This window comes from Amphritea sp., assembly GCF_048266285.1.
Lineage (GTDB): Bacteria > Pseudomonadota > Gammaproteobacteria > Pseudomonadales > Balneatricaceae > Amphritea.
This window is the reverse complement of record NZ_JBLWZV010000001.1, coordinates 99,729-120,804: the sequence shown is the minus strand read 5'-3', so window position 1 is coordinate 120,804 and position 21,076 is coordinate 99,729. Positions and strand designations below refer to the sequence as shown.

Genomic DNA, 21,076 nt, shown 5'->3' with positions numbered 1-21,076 from the left:
CAGCGACCCTGCTATTTAATAGATGGGCAATGTTCACCCAGCACCCTTTCAGCTACCCGATAGTATATAAGCTAATGCAGCGAACTCGCCTTTTAACTAGGCTTAAACCCGGTATAACTGCGACTGGTTTCTGCCGCTATTTTTCGCTTGATACAGTGCTTTATCAGCCCGGTTGATGGTGTCTTGCAGATCCGGTGCTGTAGCGTCCACTTCGGCAATACCGACACTGATGGTAAAGCTGACCGACTGTTCGCGATCCATTTTCAAAGTCATGGTCTCGATTGTCTGGCGAATCCGTTCAGACAACGAGAAACCCTCTTGACCAAAAGTATCAGGCATCATAATCACGAACTCTTCACCGCCATAACGCGCCAGTAGATCTTCGTGACGACACTGAGATCGAATGACATCGGCAACCTGTTTAATGGATTTATCACCTAGTGCATGCCCATAGGTATCATTAATGACTTTAAAGTGATCGATATCGATAATCGCAATAGAGACTGGTTGTTGTGCTTGTGCCGCTAGCTCTAATAACTGGTTCGCAGCAAGACTAAAATGACGACGGTTAAACAACTGTGTTAAGGGGTCTGTTGAGGCTAATAGCTGAAGGTCAGCCTGGTTCGCTTTTAAACTTTCTAGGGAGCGAATACGGTAGGCGATGATCAGTGCCAACACCAATGCTTCAAGCACGATGCCAATACCGACGCCATGACTGTTAACATAATTAAAAGCGATTTTTCCCTTATAAAATAAAACCGCTAACACGCTAAAAGCAATAAATAAGCCATGCCCCAACAAAAAGAAAAAGGCGATAGGATGCTTACGTATCAACATAGACAAGGTCACACAGAGTGTAACGAGCATCATGATCGCGGCCAATGTACTGGAATACTTTAGTGCGGTAACAATATCAAATAAGCCATAGATAAACTCACCGGTTAACAGTGTCAGAATGGACAGCAACGCCCAATGTTCAACGGGATATTTTTTCTTGGTTTCAAAAATATTGATCATAAACAGCAAGATAAAAATCGGCATAGACACTAACGATAGATGCCACTTCAGCGTAATACTGCCATAAACATCGAACAGATCAGCCAACAAGCCATAGGAGAGGGCTATCCAAAAGCCACCCGAAACCAGATAACAGGCGTAGAAAAAGTGCTCTCTTAACCGCGAAGAGAAGAACAGCAAAAAGTTATAGATAATCAGCGCCAATATCATCCCGACCAAGAGCGCGATATCGGTGTACTGACCAAGCAGTGCCCGTTTAGATTGATTTTCATCGTAAAGATTCAGCACGAACCATTGATGAGAAAACGCTTGGCTTTTGACAAACAGCGTCTTATGTTGCGACGCCTGCAGCTCAATATCAAACACCGCGCTACCACGATACATCCATTGCAACGTCGTTTTATCGTCCATATCCAGCACGCGGGAGCGGGTTAGCTGGCCATCGACCACCTCATACAGCTCAACCTTACTGTTGTGATAAGCATACGGATGGTGAAGATAAACCTTAATCGGCGAAGAGTTAGCATTCTCTAGTTCGATCTTTACCCAGGTAGCCTTCGAGGTGGTGCCCAACGATAATCCATTGGCCGAGGGTACAAAGGTTTGCGGTTGCACATCCGCAAACGTCATCGCTTCTGTTTTATCAACAAAATAGCCCATCCTGAACGTCTCGAGCTTTATCGTATCGCTGCCAATAACCTGAGTTGGGATCTGAGTTTGAGTCGTGGCGAATGACGCACCAGAAAAGAGGAAAATACACAAAATCAACAGGAATGAAAAAACGGCACGGGGGCGGGTGCAGATCATTAATTGCCTTCTATTAACGCGGTCACAAGTGAGTACTTCCAGAGCATATTCTTCATCCTAACCGATTCGTGGCCGAAAGAGTACAACACAAGGATTTCAATACTCAGCAAACTATTTTTATAGGGCTAACGGAATGCCAAATACCCTGCCTAACCTAAAAGCAGCCGTTCTGACGCCGCCAATGCATTGGTCAAACGTTGCTCTCCCACCCCTTCAACAATTTCATAACGCCGATTTAATCGCTGTATTTCACTCAAATGGCGCTGATAAAGCATCTCCCGATCATTGGGGTTATGCCGCAATGGATCGGGCTGCCAAGGAATATCAGGCTTACAGAGCAAATAGCGGTGGGATGACTCTTCCGCCATTGCATCACTGATCATCGCCGGACAGTGGCCAAATACCACCTCAGCCCAGATTTTATAATTGATCAGATCCGTATCAAAAATGCCTAACGGGGAATCCCCTACCTCGGCTTGCTGATAGTGCCGATGGAGCTGACTCAGGTGTACCAGTTGATCAAGGTCATAATCAGGTCCATTCTGCTCTAAGTAAACACGAGCATATTCCGCGGCAAAAGGAAGGTTTAACCGCTGACTCAGCTGCTCGGTTAAGGTGCTTTTGCCGCAAGACTCCGCCCCGGTGATCACGATCCGCATCAGGGATTTACCGCTGACGATTGCGGGCACGATTGACATGACCGATGCCACTGAATCCAACCATAGATGCCAAGCACGAGGAAAATACCATACTGAATTGAATAAATAGGCGAACCTTTTAGCCAATAGATATAGATACCCAGCATATTAACGATGGTCCAGATAACCCAGTTTTCCATCCGCTTACGCGCTTGTAAAAACTGAGCAAAAAAGCTTAACACGGTGGTAGTCGCATCCAACCATAATAACGATGGCTGAGGAATCCAGCTGACCTGCTCTGCCAAGACCAAAATCCCTTGTCCCCATACGACAATGCAGATGATGGCGGCTACCAGCAAGGCTAATTGCCGCTGCCCGGTTAACCATCTGGGTATAAAAGGTGCTGTCTGAACTGCGCCACCGATAACCCAAGCCCGCCAGCAATACAGTTGAATCGGTATATAGAAGAGATAGAGAATACCATCGGACACCAATTGCCATTCGGTAATTGCCAGCCAAGCCGAAAGAGATGCCCAAAGGATGCCCAGCGGCCACCCCAGCATATGCTGCCGGGCAATCAAAATCACAGCCACGATAGCACTGCTTGTCGCCAGTATTTCCAGTGGAGTACTGCCAAATAACTGCAACCACTCAATCGTGGCTAAAAGATTAGTTTCCATCATAACTCTATCTAGCTCTACTGCTTACTCAACTTAACGATTCTGCTTGACCGTTCTTCTTAACAGCCAAGACTCAATGACGCAGCCATAAACCACTCCACCGCTAGACGCATCCTTTATCACTAACCTGACACTCTGCGCCTAGGGACAAAACCCGCAAAGGCGGCGTAACTTAGGCATGAACGCTAACAACAAAAAAAGCCTGCATAATACAGGCTTCTGTTGTCATTCGTAACGCCCAATCACTCGTTATTCACGCAGCAGTGGGCGATTCATTAACGTTATTAAGTCAGCGTTGGGTAATCGGTGTACCCCTCAGCCCCTTGAGCATAAAACAGGTTCGAACGGGGTGGATTGAGCTCTGCATCGAGTTCTAACCGTTTCGGCAGATCTGGGTTGGCAATAAAAGGTACACCAAAGGCAATCGCGTCGGCTTTACCATCGGCTAACCACTGATTAGCCAGCGCTTTAGTGAACTTCTCATTGGCGATTACCGGGCCACCAAAGTGCTCTTTTAACAACGGCGTTAGACTGTCATCGGCGGCATGTTCTCGCGTTGAAATAAAGGCAATTCCTCGCTTACCTAGTTCTGTAGCCACATAGCTAAAGGTCGCTTTCGGGTTTGAATCCCCCATATCATGGGCATCCGTTCGCGGTGCTAAGTGCATCGCCACGCGATCTTTACCCCAAACCTCGATACAGGCATCGGTGACCTCCAGCATTAAGCGGGCACGGTTTTCTAATGAACCGCCATACTGGTCATCACGCTGGTTAGTACTGTCTTGCAAAAATTCGTCCAGCAGATAACCGTTAGCCCCATGGATATGCACACCATCAAAACCAGCCGCTTTAGCATTCTCCGCGCCCTGACGGAAATCGCCGATAACCGCTTCAATCTCTGCCAATGTCATCGCCCGGGGCTCAACATAATCTTTCACCGGCCGCACGAGGCTAACATGGCCCGCAGGTTTAACAGCACTCGGGGCAACCGGCAACTCACCATCAAGATACAGCGGATCGGAGATACGCCCCACATGCCACAACTGCAGGAAGATACGCCCACCAGCCTGATGAACCGCATCGGTGACGAGCTGCCAACCCGCTACCTGCTCAGCGGACCAGATGCCCGGAGTATCGGGGTAACCCACCCCCATCGGCGTTACTGACGTCGCTTCAGACAAAATCAAACCAGCACTACTGCGTTGGCGGTAATATTCAGCCATCAACGCGTTTGGCACTCGACCTTCATCGGCGCGGCAACGGGTTAATGGTGACATAACAATACGGTTTTTAAGGGTCAAATCACCCAAGGTGATCGGATCAAAAAGAGTAGGCATTCACGTTTCCTATCGGTACGTTTATTAAAGCTGTTCGTTTAGACGCGCAATAAACTGCTGAATCACAGCCTCATTACGCATAAAGAAATTCCACTGCCCCAGTTTTTTGCTACTGATAAATCCGGCCCGCTGTAACGTTGCCAGATGCGCCGACACCGTTGACTGGGATAAACCGGCTTGTCGATCAATCATCCCGGCACACACACCAAAACTCAGTGGGTGTTCCTGATCAGCAAAAAACAGCTCAGGTTGTTTTAGCCAGTGTAAGATATCTCGGCGCACGGGATGTGACAGTGCTTTGATCATCTCATCGAGTTCAGCAGCGCTCATAGCCTTCCTTTTGGTATACGCGGACTGTCATTTTTACAATTCTGCTTCATCACATAAAATCAATTTAACGCTGAATACTGGTTTTCAGTTCTGCATGACAAATTCATCACCTTGCACTATCGAGCGCCATGGACATAAATGAATCAAAATGCCAAATATCGTAAAAACACGATATAACGAAATATATATCGTTACAGGTCGATATACAAGCCTAATTAAGGTTGCGCTTCGACCTGACTCGCATGTAAACCACTATCGCCCTTATAGATCATGGCCAGCAGATGATTTATGAAGGGTTTAATAAACGCTTTCTGAAAATGAAAAATAATCTGTTCCAACAAAGCGCTCCAACAGAGCCTTAGATTCGTTCAAAAACACGACCTGCCCCTTTTACTTTTATGTTTCTTGTAAAAAGGTCTATCTATTGCTCCCCGATAAAATAGCTTATTTGTTTAGTTCAAAACGATCTTAAAATATACTTTGATATTCTTTTAGTTTATATATAATTCATAGCCAAATTTTAATTCTCTGGAGTACTCTAATGTCCCGATTCGTGGCCCTGATGACCTTGTTCTTGTGTGGCTGGAGTAGTTTAGTGACTGCGGCCGACAAAAACCTTGAAATTGGCTATATGCCCATTATCCCTATTTCCCAAGCTTTTATTGTTTTGGAAGGCGACACCTTGAAAAACGCCGGCGTGAGCGATCCTAAGTTGTTCCAATTTCAAAATGGCCCCGCTATTGTGCAAGCGCTGCTAGCCGGTCAATTAGATGTTGCCTACCTTGGTATTGGACCTGCCATGGTTGCGCGTGCCAAAGGGGCAGACATTAAAGTGGTTGCCTCTAACATTGTTGAACAAATCAGCATGGTCGCCCTAGGCGAACTGTCTCCTTACTTTGAGAATAGTGATGCAAAAACAGCGTTTGCCCGCTTTCAAGCGGATAAAGGCCGCAAAGCTGTTATATCCACCTTCCCTAGGGGTTCAGTACCAGAAACAGTCTTGCAGTATTGGTTGCAGAACCAGTTAGGTATGAGCCGTGATGAGATTAAGCAAAACATCGACCTCATTTACCAAGGCGCAGCTCAGGTACAGCAAGCACTCATGACCGAAGCGGTCGATGGCGCAGCTATTTTAGAGCCAGTTGTTAGTATTATTCGTGATAAAAAATCCGATGCAAAAGTCGTAGCCTCAGGCTCGGGTATGTTCCCTCATCAACCAGGCGCGGTATTAGCCGTGCGTGAATCGTTGATCAATGAGCATCCTGAATTGGTGAAAGCGCTCGTGAAAGCACATATCGCCGCCACCCATGAACTGCGTGATGCACCAGAAAAGGCGGTCAAAGCGGTTGGCAAATACGTCGGTGGTGGTCGTTTACCTAGCAAGATTGTTTTGAATGCGTTGCACAACTCACACGATCAGTTCGAAGCAGATCCGAACGCCATCATAGATGGCACCCGTACCATGCGTGATTTTCAAGCCAGTCAAGGCACGCTTAAAGCAAGCGTTGACCTAAACGCACTGTTTGATGTTCGTTTTTATAACGAACTCATTAGGGAGTAATTCCACCTTATGGAATCACACACTCACCCTTTGACACGCTCACAATGGGGGCGTGCTTTACTGGGAATAATAGGTGTAGCAGCATTTGTACTGTTATGGAAATACGCGCAAGCGGCAGGTTGGGCGGCGGCTGGCACCATTCCAGACCCCTTTAAACTGCCACAAGCACTGGTTGATGAATGGACATCCGAGCGTTTAATGCCAGCCGTCCTCTCAAGTTTAGTGCATTACGCGTGGGGCTTGGCGATTGGTACGTTTCTTGGTTTCTTAGTGGGCACATTAGCGGCGTCTTCATCACTGTTAGACGCATTACATGCCTTGCTCGCACGGATTCTACGCCCCATTCCGCCATTGGCGTGGGTGGTCTTTGCCATCGCTTGGTTTAAAGTAAGTCATGCGGGCGCCGCCTTCGTGATTGCCATAGGTGTATTCTGGGTCAACTACTTTGCAACCTACTCTGCCGTACGTAATGTGGACTCTCGTTTTTATGAACTGGCCCGTGCTTTTGGTCAAAATGGCCATTTACGCCAAACCTTTCAAGTAACCCTACCGGGTGCTGCCACCGGTATTTTTTCAGGCATTCGTACCGGTATCGGACAAGCGTGGATGACCTTAATCGCCGCCGAATTGTTGGGCGTTCCGGGTATGGGACAAGAGATGAATTCAGCCGCCGGCGTAGGCGCTTACGAAGTGGTTGTGGTTTACATGCTGATTATCTCTCTGGTGTATACCTTGAGCGATACCCTATTTGGTTTGATTGAAAAGCGAGTGTTAACATGGCGCCCATCCTAAAGATCGAAGATCTGAGTTATCACTACGGCAACAATCCTGACCCTGTGTTTGCTCATTTGAATCTTCAAATAGAAGACGGCGAGTTTATAGCGGTCATTGGTGGCTCGGGTGTGGGTAAATCAACCCTGTTACGTTGTGTCGCTGACCTTACCTCAGCGAGTCATGGCACTATTTCGCTAAACGTGGAAGAAGACGAAACCCGACGCTCTCGCAGCGTAGTGTTTCAAGATGGCCGCCTTATGCCTTGGCGTCGATTGCGCAGTAATGTGGCTTACGGGCTGACAGGGCTCAAACTGACCGCCGAAGAAAAACACAATCGTATAGACGAAGTATTAAAACTGACTCGCCTGGACGAGCTAGCAGAGCGTTGGCCACACCAGTTGTCAGGTGGACAAGTACAACGGGGCGGCATTGCCCGAGCATTAGCGGTAAAGCCTCATTTGTTGTTGATGGATGAGCCCTTTAGTGCGGTGGATGCCATCACCCGTCAGCATTTACAAGATCAGTTACTGGCGATCTGGGAACAGACGCGTAAAGCCGTGATGTTTATCACCCACGATATTGAAGAAGCGGTGTATTTAGCCGATCGAGTCATTGTACTATCGGGTTCACCGGCGAACGTCGTGTTAGATAAACCCATTGATCTGCCCCGTCCAAGAGATCGCGGCACAGACAGATTGCAAAAAATGGCTCAAGAGATCGCAAACGCACTTTAATTTTTAGAAGGACAGTCTCATGCCCGTTACTCAATTGTTGATCCATGCACCAACAGTGGATGCATTAAAGCGAGCACAAAATAACGCTCGTAATTTACTCAAATTAGAACCCGATGCCCAGGTGGAAATCGTCGTCAATGGCCCCGCAATGGCAGCGGCGGTCACCTTGACAGACTCAGATATTTTAAGTCGACTGGTGATGTGTCGTAATAGCCTACAAGCGCAATCCCTGACGGCTCAGGCAGACATTAAGCTGGTGGACGCCGCTGTGCAGTACCTTGCTCATCAGCAAGCCGCTGGTTGGTCTTATCTTCGCGCTTAAGAGTTGCCTGTCAGCTAATCAATACCCGAGCCTATTAAATGGGTCAGAACCCTTTAATCTAAACATTCAAAGCATTCCCTTCACGGGTGCAAGGCCGAAATAATAAAAGCCTGCACTCGTTAAGTTGATCATATATGACAAGCAGCAAGATCTGGTTGAATGAGATCCTAAGCTGTAGTTCTTCATCACTTAGGCCCTAATGCAGAGTGCATTTAGACGGATTTACCGCCTCAGACCAATGATTAACGTAATAGGCTTGAAATCCCTTATTCATTAGCGCATTTTATACCTCAGTATTACACTTAACGATTATTACGGGTATTAAATACATGAGTACGATTCATTTTGTCGGTGGTGAAAAAGGCGGAGTAGGCAAATCGGTATTATCCCGTCTGCTATCACAATATTTCTTGGATAAGTCACAACCCTATGTCGGCTTGGATGCCGATCAGTCACACCCGACACTTAGTCGCTATTACCTCGATTACACCCGAACAATTAATCTTGATCACTTTGAAAGTATCGATCAGATTATGGAACTGGCATTAGAGGATGATTGTAATGTCCTAATCGACCTTCCAGCACAAAGCGAACGCTTTCTCGATCGCTGGATTGAAGAAAATGGCGTTATCGACATGTGCCAAGAGATGGGCATTAAACTAGTCTACTGGTATGCCGTCGATAGCGGCCCCGATTCAGTAAATCTACTGGAAAACTTCCTCAACAAATACAGCCATCAACTCGATGTTATTGTGGCGAAGAACCAAGGGCGAGGCACTGATTTTTCAAATATTGAAGCATTAAGTCAGCTGCAACAGTCGTATCTCAGCCCGACTAACAGCACTGATTTTGACAACGGCGTTCAGAGCCAACCGATCCAACAGTTTTATATCCCGGCCCTGCATACACCGACCATGCAAAAGATTGAAAAGCTGGGGCTGAGTTTTTGGGCGGCCGCCAATTTAAAAGACAATGAACAACCACACCTTGGACTGATGGAAAGACAACGCAGCCGTGTGTGGGTGAATAAAATCCAACAAACCCTCGATAACTTAATCAGCCAAGGGTAATAACTCGTTAACCAATCATATGGCTAATGTGCCGGGCTTGATATTCACTCAAGTCCGGTAAATTAAAGCCACGTTGCTCAATGTTTTAACGCCGCAAAAAGCCCACTTATCTGCTAAACTCGCGCCTATTCCAACGTTAAGGCTAGGTTATGAGTTTCGCATCATTTGGGTTACACCCATCACTGTTAAAAGCGGTTGAAGAGCTGGGCTATCAGCAGCCGACGCCGATTCAACAAGCCGCCATTCCCGCTATTTTAAATCAACAGGATGTTATGGCGGGTGCCCAAACCGGGACCGGCAAAACCGCCGCCTTCGCGCTGCCGATTCTGCATGCCCTCGCCGATGTCACCAGCGCGGCCTCTACGGTTAAAGCGCTGGTATTGACGCCCACCCGGGAACTCGCCCAGCAAGTTGGCCAAAGTTTTAAAGACTACGGCCAATATCTACCACTGCATACCGTCATCGCCTACGGGGGCGTTAGTATTAACCCTCAGCTCAGTGCGATAGAACAGGGCGTGGATATTCTCGTGGCGACACCGGGCCGATTGATTGACCTACTCTCTCGCCAAGCAATTGATTTAAGCGCGCTGACCTATTTCGTTTTAGATGAAGCCGATCGTATGCTTGACATGGGCTTTATCGATGATATCAAACGCATTCTTCGGACTATGCAGAAAGAGCGGCAAACCCTGCTGTTTTCAGCCACCTTTGATGATGCGATCTTTAAACTCAGCCAACAACTGCTTAATAACCCTGAACTTATCGAGGTGGATCAGCGTAATGCCGCCGCCAGCCAAGTCGAACAGATCGCCTATGAAGTAGACAAACACCGTAAGCGTGAGATCACCTCCTATCTGATTGGCTCTAAGAACTGGCAGCAGGTGTTGGTGTTTACCCGCACTAAACAGGGCGCCGACGATCTCGCCAAAGAGATGTGTAAAGATGGCTTAAAAACCGCGGCGATACATGGCGACAAATCCCAAGGTGCCCGTGAACGAGCACTGGAAGGATTTAAAGAGGGTTCGATTCGTGTCTTGGTTGCCACCGATGTCGCGTCCCGTGGTTTAGATATTCCACAACTCAAGTATGTGATCAACTATGAACTGCCCCACAATGCGGAAGATTATATCCACCGTATTGGCCGCACTGGCCGGGCGGGCGAAACCGGCACCGCGATAACACTGTTAAGCGCCGATGAAAAATGGCTGCTTGATGAGGTACATAAAATTCTCGATACCCATCTGATGCAGCAATGGTTACCGGGTTATGAGCCGAGCCTAGAGCAGGATTTTTCCCACACCCCTAAAAAGGGCCGTGGTCGAGGTAATTCGGCGAAACCCAGAGGTCGTTCACGTAGACGATAGGAGGCAAACTGATGCAAGCGATTCTCGATGAGATCGTCGCCACGATTGGCGCGAGCGACGAACGGGGCCACGTGGCGGATTATATTCCACAATTGGCCTGTGTTGATCCAAAACAGTTTGCCATCACCGTTGCGATGGCCGATGGCCGAGTCTTTAGCGCCGGTCACAGCGATCAACTGTTCTCGATTCAGAGTATTTCTAAAGTCTTTACCCTGACAATCGCCCTCGGCAAACTCGGTGGCGCCGTCTGGTCACGGGTAGGACGCGAACCCTCAGGGGATCCGTTTAACTCCATCGTCCAACTGGAACATGAACAGGGTAAACCAAGAAACCCCTTTATCAATGCCGGCGCAATCGCTATCGTTGATGCTATTCTGATGGGCCACCAGCCGAAAGAAACCCTCGGGGAAATACTCCAGTTTGTGCGCTTTATCGCCGACGATGACAGTATCAGTATCGATGAAAAAGTCGCCCTGTCTGAACTGAGCACTGGCGATCGCAATGCTTCCTTGGCTCACTTTATGGCCTCGTTTGGACGGATGGAAAACCCTGTTGACTGTGTCTTAGGCACCTACTTCCATCACTGTTCAATCGCCATGAATACCCATCAACTGGCCAAAGCCGGCTTATTTCTAGTCGATAATGGCCGCAATCCAGTCACCGGTATTCGCGTAGTCTCAACTGAACGCGCCAGACGCATCAACTCGCTGATGCTGATGTGTGGTCACTACGATGGTTCCGGGGAGTTCGCCTTCCGGGTCGGTCTGCCCGGCAAAAGCGGTGTCGGTGGCGGTATCTTGGCCGTTGCGCCGGGTAAGGCTTCCATCGCCGTCTGGTCACCCGGTTTGGATGAAGTCGGCAACAGTAAACTCGGCACCGAAGCACTGGAAAAACTGGTACAACACACCGGCTGGTCAATCTTCGGTTAGCGTACAACGTGGCCCTAACATCGGCACAATGGTTTAAAACAGCACTGAGCGTTTACCTAAATACTGATTAAAAACCGGTATTGGTAAGCAGCCAGAATAAACAAGATAATGGAGAAAAGAGTGGACAACCCAGGTACAGCAGCGATCGCATTGTGTAACCCCAAAAGCCCCTCCAATGTTGGCGCCGTCATGCGGGCGGCGGGCTGCTACGGTGCCTCGGCGATATACTATAGCGGTAGCCGTTTTGAACGTGCCGCCAAGTATCACACCGATACCCGTAATGCTAATCAGACTATTCCCTTAACAGCGGTAGACTCCTTTATCGGCCTAGCGAACGATCAACAAAAGCTGATCTGTATCGAACTCGCTGAAGGTGCAACTCCCCTGCCCGACTTCAAACATCCAGAACATGCCCTGTATATCTTTGGTCCAGAAGATGGCTCGATTGATCAAGCCACGGTGGATGCCGCTGATGCGGTGGTTTATGTTCCCACAATCGGCTGTATGAATCTCGCGGCCACCGTCAATGTCTTGCTCTATGACCGCATGGCGAAACAGGGCCAATTAATAGATCATAGCGAGCGAATCAAACAGAGTCGCGATGTGAATAATCGCTTGGTGTTTAAACAGTCTTAAAGGATGCGTTTAACTGCCAAGCGCCATACGCAGCCTAGTGGGGCATAACGATAAAACAGCCTCGCCTGCCTAGATCGCGCGCCCCAAAAGCTCGCGACCAGCATCGACTCACTAACCCTGATAGATCATCACAATACCGATTAGGATAATAAAGGCCGCCAGTATTCGCTGGCGCCACGCAACATACTCGCGAAAAAAGATAATGGAAACTAACGAGGCGATAATAATACCGCCGTTAGAATATGCCACCACGACCGCTGAAGGCATCTGCTTCATCGCAAACACCACCAGAGCATAGGCCAAGCCGATACAGAGCCCGCCAAGCAACAGCGCTAAAGGCGAGATACATTGCGCCGGTCGCCAACCACCGGTCTGACGATACAGTGTCAGCGTCATGGCCAACCAAGTACAGCAATACCCAACTGAGATAAAGCCCACAATAGCGCCAAAGCTATCGAGATTGGCAACCGCCGCTTTATCACTCAGGGAATACGCACTGGTTCCAAGCATCGCGACCATCGCCCAAGGTAGTGCCCGCTTATCCGTGGCCGAACCGGAACTTGACGCGAGGATAAGCAAACCGATCACATTAACAATGATCCCCAACCACGCCCAACTGCCTAACTCCTCACCTAATAACAGCACACTCCATAGCGCGATCAATAACGGCGAGCTTCTAACCAGAGGATATACCAGCGGCACTGGCGCATGGCAATAAGCCTGCCGTAAGCCCATAAAATAGACCACATTAGCGGCTGTAGAAATGAGTAGCAGCAACGCAAACGAGAGATTCCAGTTAACTTGTGTGATCAGAGACCACCAGCCCCAAGGGGCAAAAATAATCAGATGTGCCAGCAGTACCCACCACAACGGAAAGGCATTGGAGGGTTGATAGCGGGCGATAAGGTTCCAGGTGACGTGCATCAAAACAGATATAACAACGGCAGCGCCCGGCTCAAGTACCATGCAAAATCCCTATTATTATTTTCAACCATCCCTGCGAATACACCGACAGCTCTCACGCCAGTCTATCACCAGACGATTCCTAGCAACAATTCACCCTCTAGACCGAGCCATAAAAGAGTCATAGCTCTGCGTAGGTGATCAAAATGAGCCGTTAGCTTTTAGGGAAGATGCGTTAATGAATCTCTTTAATCAGGACGCGGATAACCGACATTTTTAAGCTAAATAGGAAGGGGTTTTATGCAACCAAAAGCTGACTCAAACCAAAGCGGAAACAAAATAAAACAGATAAACCCATGCTCAGATTTATCTGTACTGGCCGGGTTTAATCCCGGCCGAAATCAACCACCGCTAGATCAATGCCCCTTCCAAGGCACCAATTTTTTCTCCAGATAACGCATCAACATATCGAAAAGGTAAGCGATAATACCAATGACAATAATCCCCATGATGACAATATCTGTGACTAAAAACTCAGCGGCATTGAGCACCATAAAGCCTAACCCCGCCTGTGCAGCCACCATTTCCGCCGCCACAAGGGTTGTCCAACCAAAGCCAATACCAATACGCATACCGGTAAGGATCTCGGGCAGCGCATTGATCAAAATGATATGCCGAATCACTTGCCAGCGACTGCCGCCCATCGAAAAAGCCGCATGAATCTGCTCCATCGCAACCGACTTAACACCGGCACGGGCACTGAGAGCCATTGGTGCGAAAATCGCCAGATAGATCAGTACAATTTTGGACACCTCACCAATACCCAACCAAATAATGACCAAGGGCAAGTAAGCCAAGGGCGGCAGTGGACGATAGAACTCAATAATCGGATCAAAGATCCCACGAGCAATACGGTTAACGCCCATAAAAATACCAATCGGCACCGCAGTCACTAACGCTAGCAAAAAGGCGGAAAAGACGCGCATCATACTCCAACCGGTATGTTCTAATAGTGTGGCATTGGCAAAACCTTCGGTCGCCACCTCCCAAAAGCGCATCACAACCGCACCTGGCGAAGGCAGAAACAGCGGTTTAACCCATTCAAAATAGGTGGCGACATACCATAAGCCAATCAGTAATGCCGTCGTGAATAAACTGATCGCCAAGCTTTTACCCTGTCCCGGCGCACCGTAGGACTCACCCGGTTTGACAGGCCCAGCTGCAAATACGGATAGACAGCGTTTTAGCAGACTCGGACGTGACATAGGGCGATTAATTAACGTATTAACCGGCGTTGTGATTATGGTCGAATCATTCATCAGTGTAGTCCTCCACCAGCCACTTCATCGCCGTGAATAATGCCTAATACTTTCTCTCGCATCGCGATAAATTCAGGCATCGATTTAACTTTTCGCGCATCCCGGTTTTCCAAGAAAATCTTATTAAAATCTAACGAAAACTCATGGGTAATGCGGCCGGGCCGTGGCGACATAATAATCAAGCGCGAAGCCATAAATAGGGCTTCCTCGACACTGTGAGTGATAAAGAACATCATTTTCTTCGTCTCTAGCCAGACATCCAACAGTAACTCCTGCAGCACTTCTCGCGTGAGAGCATCCAATGCGCCTAACGGCTCATCAAGTAGTAACATCTGTGGGTCATTGGTCAACGCACGGGCAATACCGACCCGCTGCTGCATCCCGCCGGACAACTGATACACCGGATGATGATGAAAATCCTCCAGTCCAACCAGCTGTAAAAAATCTGCCGCTCGAGCATTTCGCTCTTGCTCACCCACCCCCTGTAGCTTTAAACCAAAGGCCGCATTTTCCAACACGTCGAGCCAAGGTAATAAGGCATGTTTTTGAAACACGACGCCACGGTCTTTCCCTGGCCCAGAAATCTGATCCTTTAAATCCAGACCGCAGGCCACCCGAGGTAAACCGGCAATACTACTATCACCCAGCGTTAGATAGCCTTCACTCGGTTGGATAAAACCTGCCATCAGGTTTAGCAACGTTGTCTTTCCGCACCCGGAAGCGCCTAGTGCGACCACAAACTCTCCAGGCTCAATATTAAAATTAATACCGGACAGAGCAGTGACTGTTTCACCACCGTTCATTCCGGGATAAAGAACGGATACATCATGAATTTGTAATCGGCTCATAGCTAATCTCCTATAAATAGCCGTGGCAGCTCAAATCGCTTCACTCAGACAGCATCAGCCATCTGAGCGAAGCGGCTATTGAATCAAAGCTTGGCAGCAGCTTCGGCAAAAGAGGGGTTAACAAACACACTGTAATCATCCGCTAAGGTGCGCACTTTACCCTGCTGTTTTAAGAACTCAGAGGTAAACTGCAGCGCTTTTGCCGCGCCACCTTCAGCCCCACAACCCAACCAAGTGCAGCCGGTCTGTGTTTGCAAATCAGGAAAGTCATACAGAGCCAAGACTCCTGCAACGTTTTCAGGCGCGCCACCGGTCATCGCCGCAATCCCTTTAATCATCGGGGAATCAACCGTCAGGCTGTCTTTTTCAGCACGATATTGGTTGTCAGCATCGGCAATCAATTTAATCACTTGGGCAACAAATTCAGGCTTCTCTTCACCTAATGACTTATTAATCACCAAACCATCGAAAGTGGCTTTACCCCAACGGCTCAACTCGCCGGAGCTGATCATGACATGACCTGACTGTTTAATACGTCCAAGCGCTGGATCCCAAATAAAAGCCCCATCAATATCGCCCCGCTCCCAAGCCGCCGCAATGGCATTAGGCTGCATATTAATCAGTTTCAGGTCCTTATCGGTTAAGCCAAACTGCTCTAACGCAAACAGCATATGGAAGTGGGTGGTGGACACGAACGGTACACCGATTGATTTACCTTTTAGGTCTTGTGGCGCCGCAATACCTGAGCCATCACGAACCACCAACGCCTCGGCGTTATTAATGTTTTCTAACACCCAGACCAGCTCAATATCCAAACCGCGATTAACCGCTGCCGCTATTGGACTCGAACCGGCTGATGCCATATCAATATCACCGGATGCCATCGCCGTAATGACTTTCGCACCGGAATCAAAGCGCCGCCATTCAATGTCCATCCCCGTCGCTTGTTCTAATTGCTTCTCCGCTATCACCGCTTTCCAAGGGTTCATCATGCCTTGATAGCCGATTGTCACCGTATCCGCACTGGCGATATTCGAAAAAACGAAACCGCTTGCAAGAACCGATAGCGTGACTGCTTTTTTAACAAACGAGGTAATCTTTCTTGCTCTCATCTTAATACTCCTAGAGGTGTGAAGTCGGTTGATCGGTATTCAGATTAGGAGCAGACGCGGCACAAGCGATAGATCCAGCAACTTGAAATAATGGAGCCAGAGATGATAGCTGGACTAAAATTTGCATCAGATTGGCGCATAACTTTGCCAAGGTATTGACAGAACATGCTCGAACAACATTTTCAAATCGAATTTGACCCCGAACGAACACTACAAGAGCAAACCCGTGAGCATTTGGTCAACCTTATCCTCTCGGGCCGTTTACCCGTCAACGAAGCCCTGCCGTCCTCTCGAAACCTTGCCCAGATGCTGGGGGTTTCACGCAATACCATCGTGCTCATCTATGAGAGTTTGGTCGATAGCGGTTATATCGAATCGCGGCCCAGAAAAGGCTTCTTTGTCACTCACAATTTCAGCACTCCCGAGGTCATCAGCACCAATGTTGTGCAAAACGACGATGCTGGCTCACCTGATTGGCTGCAACGCTTTAAGAAAAAACCCAGTACGGAGCGCAATATCGTCAAACCGAATAACTGGCAGAGCTTTGAATACCCGTTCATCTATGGCCAGATTCAGCATGAATTTTTTCCCTTAGAGCAATGGCGCGATGTCGCCCGCAAAAGCATGAGTGGGCATTGGAACAAATACTGGGTCAATGACATGGTAGATACCGATGACCCTATTTTGATTGAACAGATTCGCACCCGCCTGCTACCACGACGGGGCATCTATGTTGAACCTAACGAGATCATTATTACCATTGGTACGCAAAACTCGCTCTACTTATTGGCCAACCTACTGTGTAACAGCAACACTCGGATGGCGGTTGAGACTCCGGGCTTTCGCGATGCCTTCAATATCTTCTCGCTATTTAACAGCCAGATACATCAGCAACCGGTCGATCAAAACGGCATGCTTATCGATGAACGCTTAAACGATTGTGATTATCTCTACATCACCCCTAGTAATCAGGTACCGACCGGGGCAGAACTCAGCGATGCACGCCGGCAGCAACTGATGGCGCTATCCCGTGAGCAAGACCTCATCATTATTGAGGATGACTACGATGCGGAAATAAACATGAAGTACAACCCGAAGCCCGCTCTGAAAGCCAACGATGAACACAACCGAGTCATCTATATCGGTAGCATGTCAAAATCGATCTCTCCGGGACTTAGAATCGGCTATATGGTGGCCGATGAAGAACTGATCTCTGAAATTCGAGCATTACGACGGCTGATGTATCGCCATCCTCCGGTAAATAACCAGCGGCAACTGGCGCTTTTCTTGTCACTCGGATACTACGATACTTATCTACGTAAAATCCGTGAGATCAATGCTGCTAAACTTCAGCGCGTTATTGAATCGGTCGACCGTCACCTTCCGCACATGCGCACCGCTGACGAAATTGGCCAAGGCGTGACCTCCGTTTGGCTTAAAGCCCCTGCAGGGGTCAATACCGAAGAGGTCTCTTGGGCCGCCGCCCGAAAAAGTATTCTGATCGAATCCGGTGCAATCCATTTTGCCTGTGACAATCCGCCTGAAAACTACTTCCGACTAGGGTTTTCAGCCATCGCCAATCATAAAATCGAACCGGGGATCGCCGCTCTAAAAGAGGTTTTTGCCCAATTTTAGAACCCTGGTACCAAAATCCCTGCCTGCTGGACCTATAGCAAATTCTCACTTCCCATCTACCGTATCTCCCTCGGCCCGCCCCTCTTTTTTAATTTCGGGCCATTGAGATCGGAGATCATTTATGCCCCATCTGGAACTGGCCATGCTATTAGTTTTTATAGCCGCACTCGTCCGCGGCTATACCGGCTTTGGTTTCGCCGCGATCGCAATATCCGGTCTGAGCCTTATCTGGCCGGCACAGGTTAGCGTGCCCGTTATCCTTATTATCGATCTGCTCGGCTCAGTCGGCATGTTAGCCAGCGCCTGGCAATTCGCCGATCGTGCTCTGCTTAAAAACCTCAGTATCGGAGCCATTATCGGTCTTCCGATAGGGCTGACCATTCTGATTCAGGTGCCTGACTCGATACTCAAATTCGCCATCGGTAGCGCTATTTTAGCGATGACTCTCTGGATTCTATTCGCCCGAAATATCTCATTATCGATCGCCCCATGGCACACCCGTATTGTTGGCGGTGTATCAGGAGCTTTTTCTGCTGCGGCTTCCGTTGGCGGACTCCCCATTGTTTGCTTTCTCTTAATGACCGCTCATGTCGCGCAGGTACAAAGAGCAACAATGGTTATTTTTCTTAGCGCCACCGATCTTATCTCTGTTGGCTTAATTGCCACCAGCGGCGTGATTTCCAGCGCACTGCTACAGCCCACCCTACTACTGTTAATTCCAACGCTAGTAGGGGTGCAGTGTGGCCAGTGGTTTTTCCATCGTAAACCACCGCAATCTTTTCGCCCAATTGCCCTCCCCGTTCTCATGCTGCTGTCGAGTATCAGTATCTACTACAGCGGCCTGCAAATATTAAGCTAAGGAGTTTATATGAACAAAACAGCCGTTATTACCGGTGCAACATCTGGCTTTGGTTTAGCCGCCGCTCACCGCTTTGCCGATGCCGGTTGGAACCTCATCATCACTGGCCGCCGAGAGGAGCGCCTTGCCAAAATTGCGGCAGAACTATCAGCAAAGAGTCGCATCATGACTCTGGTACTGGATGTCTGCGATACCGATGCAGTGCAACAGGCGTTTGCTAACCTTCCGAGCCCGTTTGACCGTATTGATCTACTGATTAACAACGCAGGGTTAGCACTGGGTACTAAGCGGGCACAGCACTCAGAACTCAACGATTGGCATACCATGATTGAGACCAACATAAAGGGATTAACCACTGTCACCCATGCCCTACTCCCCAAACTCATTGCCCAAGGAAAAGGCAGCAGCATTATCAATATTGGCTCCATTGCTGCAAATTGGCCCTACCCAGGCGGTAATGTTTATTGCGGTACCAAAGCCTTTGTTGAGCAGTTTTCCCTAGCCCTACGCTGTGACCTAGCTGGCACGGGCGTGCGGGTCAGCTGCCTAGCGCCAGGATTATCCGAGAGTGAGTTCACACTGGTCAGAACCGGCGGTGATCAACAAGCATACGATGCCCTTTATAGCGGTGCTGAAGCCATTCAACCGGACGATATCGCCGACACATTACTGTGGATTGCGCAGCTCCCGGCACACCTCAACGTTAACACCTTAGAAATCATGCCTGTGCGCCAAAGCTGGGCACCTTTTTCAATTACCCGTGACGCCTCATAACACGAACAGCAGGAGTAACCACATGTCACAATACAACACCGACCAAATTAGATCCCTAGACAAAGAGTATGTTTGGCATCACCTCACACCGAATGCTGCAGCCCAGAAAGGTATGCCACTGTTTGTTAAAGGAGAAGGTTTAAACCTATGGGATATCGAAGGCAACCAATACCTCGATGCCTCCGCAGGCGGAGTTTGGGTCACCAATGTAGGCTACGGCCGAAAAGAGATTGTCGATGCGATCAGCGAGCAGTTGATGCAACTCAACTTCTTTGCCAGTTCAATGGCAAGTAAACCCGCCGCTATCTTTGCCAAAAAACTGATCGAAAAAATGCCCGGTATGCAGCGGGTTTTCTACTCTAGCTCAGGTTCTGAGGCCAACGAAAAAGCCTTTAAAATGGTGCGGCAGATCTCACACAAAAAATACGCCGGTAAAAAGAACAAAATTCTCTACCGTGAACGGGATTATCACGGCACCACAATTGCGGCCTTGAGCGCCACCGGCCAGTCACAACGTAAGGAACAGTTTGGCCCCTTTGTGCCCGATTTTGTCGAATTTCCACACTGTTTCGAATATCGCAGCCAGTTTGGCGAAACCGAAGATTACGGTCTAAAAGCGGCTCAACTGTTAGAAGATGTTATTCTGCGAGAAGGCCCCGAAACCGTTGGTGCAATTATTATCGAGCCTATCACTGCGGGCGGTGGCGTCATTCTCCCTCCCGAAGGTTACTTAAAAGCGGTTGAACAGATCTGTAAAAAACACAGTGTTCTACTCATCATCGATGAAGTGGTTTGTGGACTGGGCCGGACAGGCAAGTGGTTTGGTTATCAGCATTACGATATTCAGCCCGATATCGTCACCATGGCAAAAGGTGTCGCATCCGGCTATGCAGCAATCTCCTGTACTGTCACCACCGAAGCCGTTTATCAGAGTCTACAGGAGGATTCGGCAGAGGATAAAATGGGCTATTTCAGAGATATTTCGACCTATGGCGGCTGCCTTGCAGGCCCTGCCGCTGCGGCCGCTAATATGAAGATTCTCGAAGATGAAAATCTACTCGAAAACTGCACCGAATTGGGTAAAATTTTGCTGACTGGCTTAAAAGCCCTGCAAGCTAAATACCCTATTATCGGTGATGTCCGCTGTCTCGGTTTGTTCTGCGGTATCGAGCTGGTTAAAAATCGGGAAACAAAAGAACCGGTCGACGAGTCCGTGGCAATTCAAATTGCCAACGCCTGTAAACAAGCAGGATTGCTGATTGGTCGTACCAACCGTAGCTTCGAGCAATACAACAACATACTCAATATGAGTCCGGCTCTGTGTATCACTGAGGCACAACTTGAGCATATCTTAACAATTCTGGATGAGGTCTTTGCATCAATTCCAGTACCTGAATAGATAAATTAGCCACGAAACCGCCCGTCGG

The 21,076-nt window shown here is 48.6% G+C and carries 22 protein-coding genes; 12 read left to right on the top strand and 10 right to left on the bottom strand.

Annotation, left to right across the window (positions count from 1 at the left end):
- Positions 1–102: 102 nt before the first annotated feature.
- The 6 genes from ACN0T0_RS00525 to ACN0T0_RS00500 all read right to left on the bottom strand — a co-directional run bounded on the left by ACN0T0_RS00525 (position 103) and on the right by ACN0T0_RS00500 (position 5,147).
- On the bottom strand, positions 103–1,824 hold the full coding sequence (locus tag ACN0T0_RS00525) for a diguanylate cyclase (RefSeq protein WP_417221985.1): 1,722 nt from the start codon (positions 1,822–1,824) through the stop codon (positions 103–105).
- Between the two features lie 149 nt (positions 1,825–1,973).
- Complete coding sequence (locus ACN0T0_RS00520; protein ID WP_417221983.1) at positions 1,974–2,522, bottom strand: AAA family ATPase; 549 nt, start codon at positions 2,520–2,522, stop codon at positions 1,974–1,976.
- A complete protein-coding gene (gene pnuC / locus ACN0T0_RS00515) occupies positions 2,483–3,142 on the bottom strand; it encodes a nicotinamide riboside transporter PnuC (protein WP_417221981.1) in 660 nt (219 codons plus the stop codon). The genes ACN0T0_RS00520 and pnuC overlap by 40 nt, the downstream gene beginning before the upstream one ends.
- Before the next feature lie 284 nt (positions 3,143–3,426).
- Entirely contained in the window at positions 3,427–4,479 is a 1,053-nt protein-coding gene (locus ACN0T0_RS00510; protein ID WP_417221979.1) for an alkene reductase, read from the bottom strand.
- A 24-nt stretch (positions 4,480–4,503) separates the two neighbouring features.
- Positions 4,504–4,809, bottom strand: coding sequence for an ArsR/SmtB family transcription factor (locus tag ACN0T0_RS00505; RefSeq protein WP_417221977.1), 306 nt, complete (start codon positions 4,807–4,809; stop codon positions 4,504–4,506).
- 215 nt (positions 4,810–5,024) lie between these two features.
- Positions 5,025–5,147 carry a hypothetical protein gene (locus ACN0T0_RS00500; RefSeq protein ID WP_417221976.1) on the bottom strand — a complete coding sequence of 41 codons (123 nt, stop codon included), beginning with the start codon at positions 5,145–5,147 and terminating at the stop codon, positions 5,025–5,027.
- Between the two features lie 203 nt (positions 5,148–5,350).
- Between ACN0T0_RS00500 and ACN0T0_RS00495 the strand changes: the two genes are divergently transcribed.
- From ACN0T0_RS00495 to ACN0T0_RS00460, 8 genes are all read left to right on the top strand, one after another.
- Positions 5,351–6,370, top strand: a complete 1,020-nt coding sequence (locus ACN0T0_RS00495) for an ABC transporter substrate-binding protein (protein ID WP_417221974.1) — start codon at positions 5,351–5,353, stop codon at positions 6,368–6,370.
- Positions 6,371–6,379: 9 nt separating this feature from the next.
- Entirely contained in the window at positions 6,380–7,162 is a 783-nt protein-coding gene (locus ACN0T0_RS00490) for an ABC transporter permease (RefSeq protein WP_417221972.1), read from the top strand.
- Complete coding sequence (locus tag ACN0T0_RS00485; RefSeq protein WP_417221970.1) at positions 7,147–7,878, top strand: ABC transporter ATP-binding protein; 732 nt, start codon at positions 7,147–7,149, stop codon at positions 7,876–7,878. Before ACN0T0_RS00490 ends, ACN0T0_RS00485 begins: the two co-directional genes overlap by 16 nt.
- A 19-nt stretch (positions 7,879–7,897) precedes the next feature.
- Positions 7,898–8,200: a hypothetical protein gene (locus ACN0T0_RS00480; protein ID WP_417221968.1), complete on the top strand. Its 303-nt coding sequence runs from the start codon at positions 7,898–7,900 to the stop codon at positions 8,198–8,200.
- Between the two features lie 329 nt (positions 8,201–8,529).
- The gene (locus ACN0T0_RS00475; protein WP_417221966.1) at positions 8,530–9,270 is read left to right on the top strand and encodes a mobilization protein MobD; all 741 of its coding nucleotides are present in this window, start codon (positions 8,530–8,532) and stop codon (positions 9,268–9,270) included.
- 149 nt (positions 9,271–9,419) lie between these two features.
- Complete coding sequence (locus ACN0T0_RS00470) at positions 9,420–10,634, top strand: DEAD/DEAH box helicase (RefSeq protein ID WP_417221964.1); 1,215 nt, start codon at positions 9,420–9,422, stop codon at positions 10,632–10,634.
- Positions 10,635–10,645: 11 nt separating this feature from the next.
- On the top strand, positions 10,646–11,563 hold the full coding sequence (locus ACN0T0_RS00465) for a glutaminase (protein ID WP_417221963.1): 918 nt from the start codon (positions 10,646–10,648) through the stop codon (positions 11,561–11,563).
- 120 nt (positions 11,564–11,683) lie between these two features.
- A complete protein-coding gene (locus ACN0T0_RS00460) occupies positions 11,684–12,199 on the top strand; it encodes an RNA methyltransferase (protein ID WP_417221961.1) in 516 nt (171 codons plus the stop codon).
- Between the two features lie 111 nt (positions 12,200–12,310).
- Here the strand turns inward: ACN0T0_RS00460 and ACN0T0_RS00455 are convergent, their stop codons facing one another.
- The 4 genes from ACN0T0_RS00455 to tauA all read right to left on the bottom strand — a co-directional run bounded on the left by ACN0T0_RS00455 (position 12,311) and on the right by tauA (position 16,381).
- On the bottom strand, positions 12,311–13,165 hold the full coding sequence (locus ACN0T0_RS00455) for an EamA family transporter (protein WP_417221959.1): 855 nt from the start codon (positions 13,163–13,165) through the stop codon (positions 12,311–12,313).
- 353 nt (positions 13,166–13,518) lie between these two features.
- Positions 13,519–14,421 carry an ABC transporter permease subunit gene (locus tag ACN0T0_RS00450; RefSeq protein ID WP_417221958.1) on the bottom strand — a complete coding sequence of 301 codons (903 nt, stop codon included), beginning with the start codon at positions 14,419–14,421 and terminating at the stop codon, positions 13,519–13,521.
- The gene (locus ACN0T0_RS00445; protein WP_417221956.1) at positions 14,421–15,269 is read right to left on the bottom strand and encodes a taurine ABC transporter ATP-binding protein; all 849 of its coding nucleotides are present in this window, start codon (positions 15,267–15,269) and stop codon (positions 14,421–14,423) included. Before ACN0T0_RS00445 ends, ACN0T0_RS00450 begins: the two co-directional genes overlap by 1 nt.
- 83 nt (positions 15,270–15,352) lie before the next feature.
- Positions 15,353–16,381 carry a taurine ABC transporter substrate-binding protein gene (tauA, locus tag ACN0T0_RS00440; RefSeq protein WP_417221955.1) on the bottom strand — a complete coding sequence of 343 codons (1,029 nt, stop codon included), beginning with the start codon at positions 16,379–16,381 and terminating at the stop codon, positions 15,353–15,355.
- A gap of 165 nt (positions 16,382–16,546) precedes the next feature.
- Between tauA and ACN0T0_RS00435 the strand changes: the two genes are divergently transcribed.
- The 4 genes from ACN0T0_RS00435 to ACN0T0_RS00420 all read left to right on the top strand — a co-directional run bounded on the left by ACN0T0_RS00435 (position 16,547) and on the right by ACN0T0_RS00420 (position 21,048).
- A complete protein-coding gene (locus tag ACN0T0_RS00435) occupies positions 16,547–18,016 on the top strand; it encodes a PLP-dependent aminotransferase family protein (RefSeq protein ID WP_417221953.1) in 1,470 nt (489 codons plus the stop codon).
- A gap of 121 nt (positions 18,017–18,137) precedes the next feature.
- Positions 18,138–18,875 carry a sulfite exporter TauE/SafE family protein gene (locus tag ACN0T0_RS00430; protein ID WP_417221951.1) on the top strand — a complete coding sequence of 246 codons (738 nt, stop codon included), beginning with the start codon at positions 18,138–18,140 and terminating at the stop codon, positions 18,873–18,875.
- Positions 18,876–18,884: 9 nt separating this feature from the next.
- Positions 18,885–19,649: an SDR family NAD(P)-dependent oxidoreductase gene (locus ACN0T0_RS00425; protein ID WP_417221950.1), complete on the top strand. Its 765-nt coding sequence runs from the start codon at positions 18,885–18,887 to the stop codon at positions 19,647–19,649.
- Positions 19,650–19,671: 22 nt separating this feature from the next.
- Positions 19,672–21,048: an aspartate aminotransferase family protein gene (locus ACN0T0_RS00420; RefSeq protein ID WP_417221948.1), complete on the top strand. Its 1,377-nt coding sequence runs from the start codon at positions 19,672–19,674 to the stop codon at positions 21,046–21,048.
- The last annotated feature ends 28 nt before the right edge of the window (positions 21,049–21,076 follow it).

Excerpts from the sequence above, each read along its gene's own strand:
- ACN0T0_RS00525 (WP_417221985.1), bottom strand. The coding sequence starts at position 1,824 with ATGATCTGCACCCGCCCCCGTGCCGTTTTTTCATTCCTGTTGATTTTG.
- ACN0T0_RS00520 (WP_417221983.1), bottom strand. The coding sequence starts at position 2,522 with ATGTCAATCGTGCCCGCAATCGTCAGCGGTAAATCCCTGATGCGGATC.
- pnuC (WP_417221981.1), bottom strand. The coding sequence starts at position 3,142 with ATGGAAACTAATCTTTTAGCCACGATTGAGTGGTTGCAGTTATTTGGC.
- ACN0T0_RS00510 (WP_417221979.1), bottom strand. The coding sequence starts at position 4,479 with ATGCCTACTCTTTTTGATCCGATCACCTTGGGTGATTTGACCCTTAAA.
- ACN0T0_RS00505 (WP_417221977.1), bottom strand. The coding sequence starts at position 4,809 with ATGAGCGCTGCTGAACTCGATGAGATGATCAAAGCACTGTCACATCCC.
- ACN0T0_RS00495 (WP_417221974.1), top strand. The coding sequence starts at position 5,351 with ATGTCCCGATTCGTGGCCCTGATGACCTTGTTCTTGTGTGGCTGGAGT.
- ACN0T0_RS00490 (WP_417221972.1), top strand. The coding sequence starts at position 6,380 with ATGGAATCACACACTCACCCTTTGACACGCTCACAATGGGGGCGTGCT.
- ACN0T0_RS00485 (WP_417221970.1), top strand. The coding sequence starts at position 7,147 with ATGGCGCCCATCCTAAAGATCGAAGATCTGAGTTATCACTACGGCAAC.
- ACN0T0_RS00480 (WP_417221968.1), top strand. The coding sequence starts at position 7,898 with ATGCCCGTTACTCAATTGTTGATCCATGCACCAACAGTGGATGCATTA.
- ACN0T0_RS00475 (WP_417221966.1), top strand. The coding sequence starts at position 8,530 with ATGAGTACGATTCATTTTGTCGGTGGTGAAAAAGGCGGAGTAGGCAAA.
- ACN0T0_RS00470 (WP_417221964.1), top strand. The coding sequence starts at position 9,420 with ATGAGTTTCGCATCATTTGGGTTACACCCATCACTGTTAAAAGCGGTT.
- ACN0T0_RS00465 (WP_417221963.1), top strand. The coding sequence starts at position 10,646 with ATGCAAGCGATTCTCGATGAGATCGTCGCCACGATTGGCGCGAGCGAC.
- ACN0T0_RS00455 (WP_417221959.1), bottom strand. The coding sequence starts at position 13,165 with ATGGTACTTGAGCCGGGCGCTGCCGTTGTTATATCTGTTTTGATGCAC.
- ACN0T0_RS00450 (WP_417221958.1), bottom strand. The coding sequence starts at position 14,421 with ATGAATGATTCGACCATAATCACAACGCCGGTTAATACGTTAATTAAT.
- ACN0T0_RS00445 (WP_417221956.1), bottom strand. The coding sequence starts at position 15,269 with ATGAGCCGATTACAAATTCATGATGTATCCGTTCTTTATCCCGGAATG.
- tauA (WP_417221955.1), bottom strand. The coding sequence starts at position 16,381 with ATGAGAGCAAGAAAGATTACCTCGTTTGTTAAAAAAGCAGTCACGCTA.
- ACN0T0_RS00435 (WP_417221953.1), top strand. The coding sequence starts at position 16,547 with ATGCTCGAACAACATTTTCAAATCGAATTTGACCCCGAACGAACACTA.
- ACN0T0_RS00430 (WP_417221951.1), top strand. The coding sequence starts at position 18,138 with ATGCCCCATCTGGAACTGGCCATGCTATTAGTTTTTATAGCCGCACTC.
- ACN0T0_RS00425 (WP_417221950.1), top strand. The coding sequence starts at position 18,885 with ATGAACAAAACAGCCGTTATTACCGGTGCAACATCTGGCTTTGGTTTA.
- ACN0T0_RS00420 (WP_417221948.1), top strand. The coding sequence starts at position 19,672 with ATGTCACAATACAACACCGACCAAATTAGATCCCTAGACAAAGAGTAT.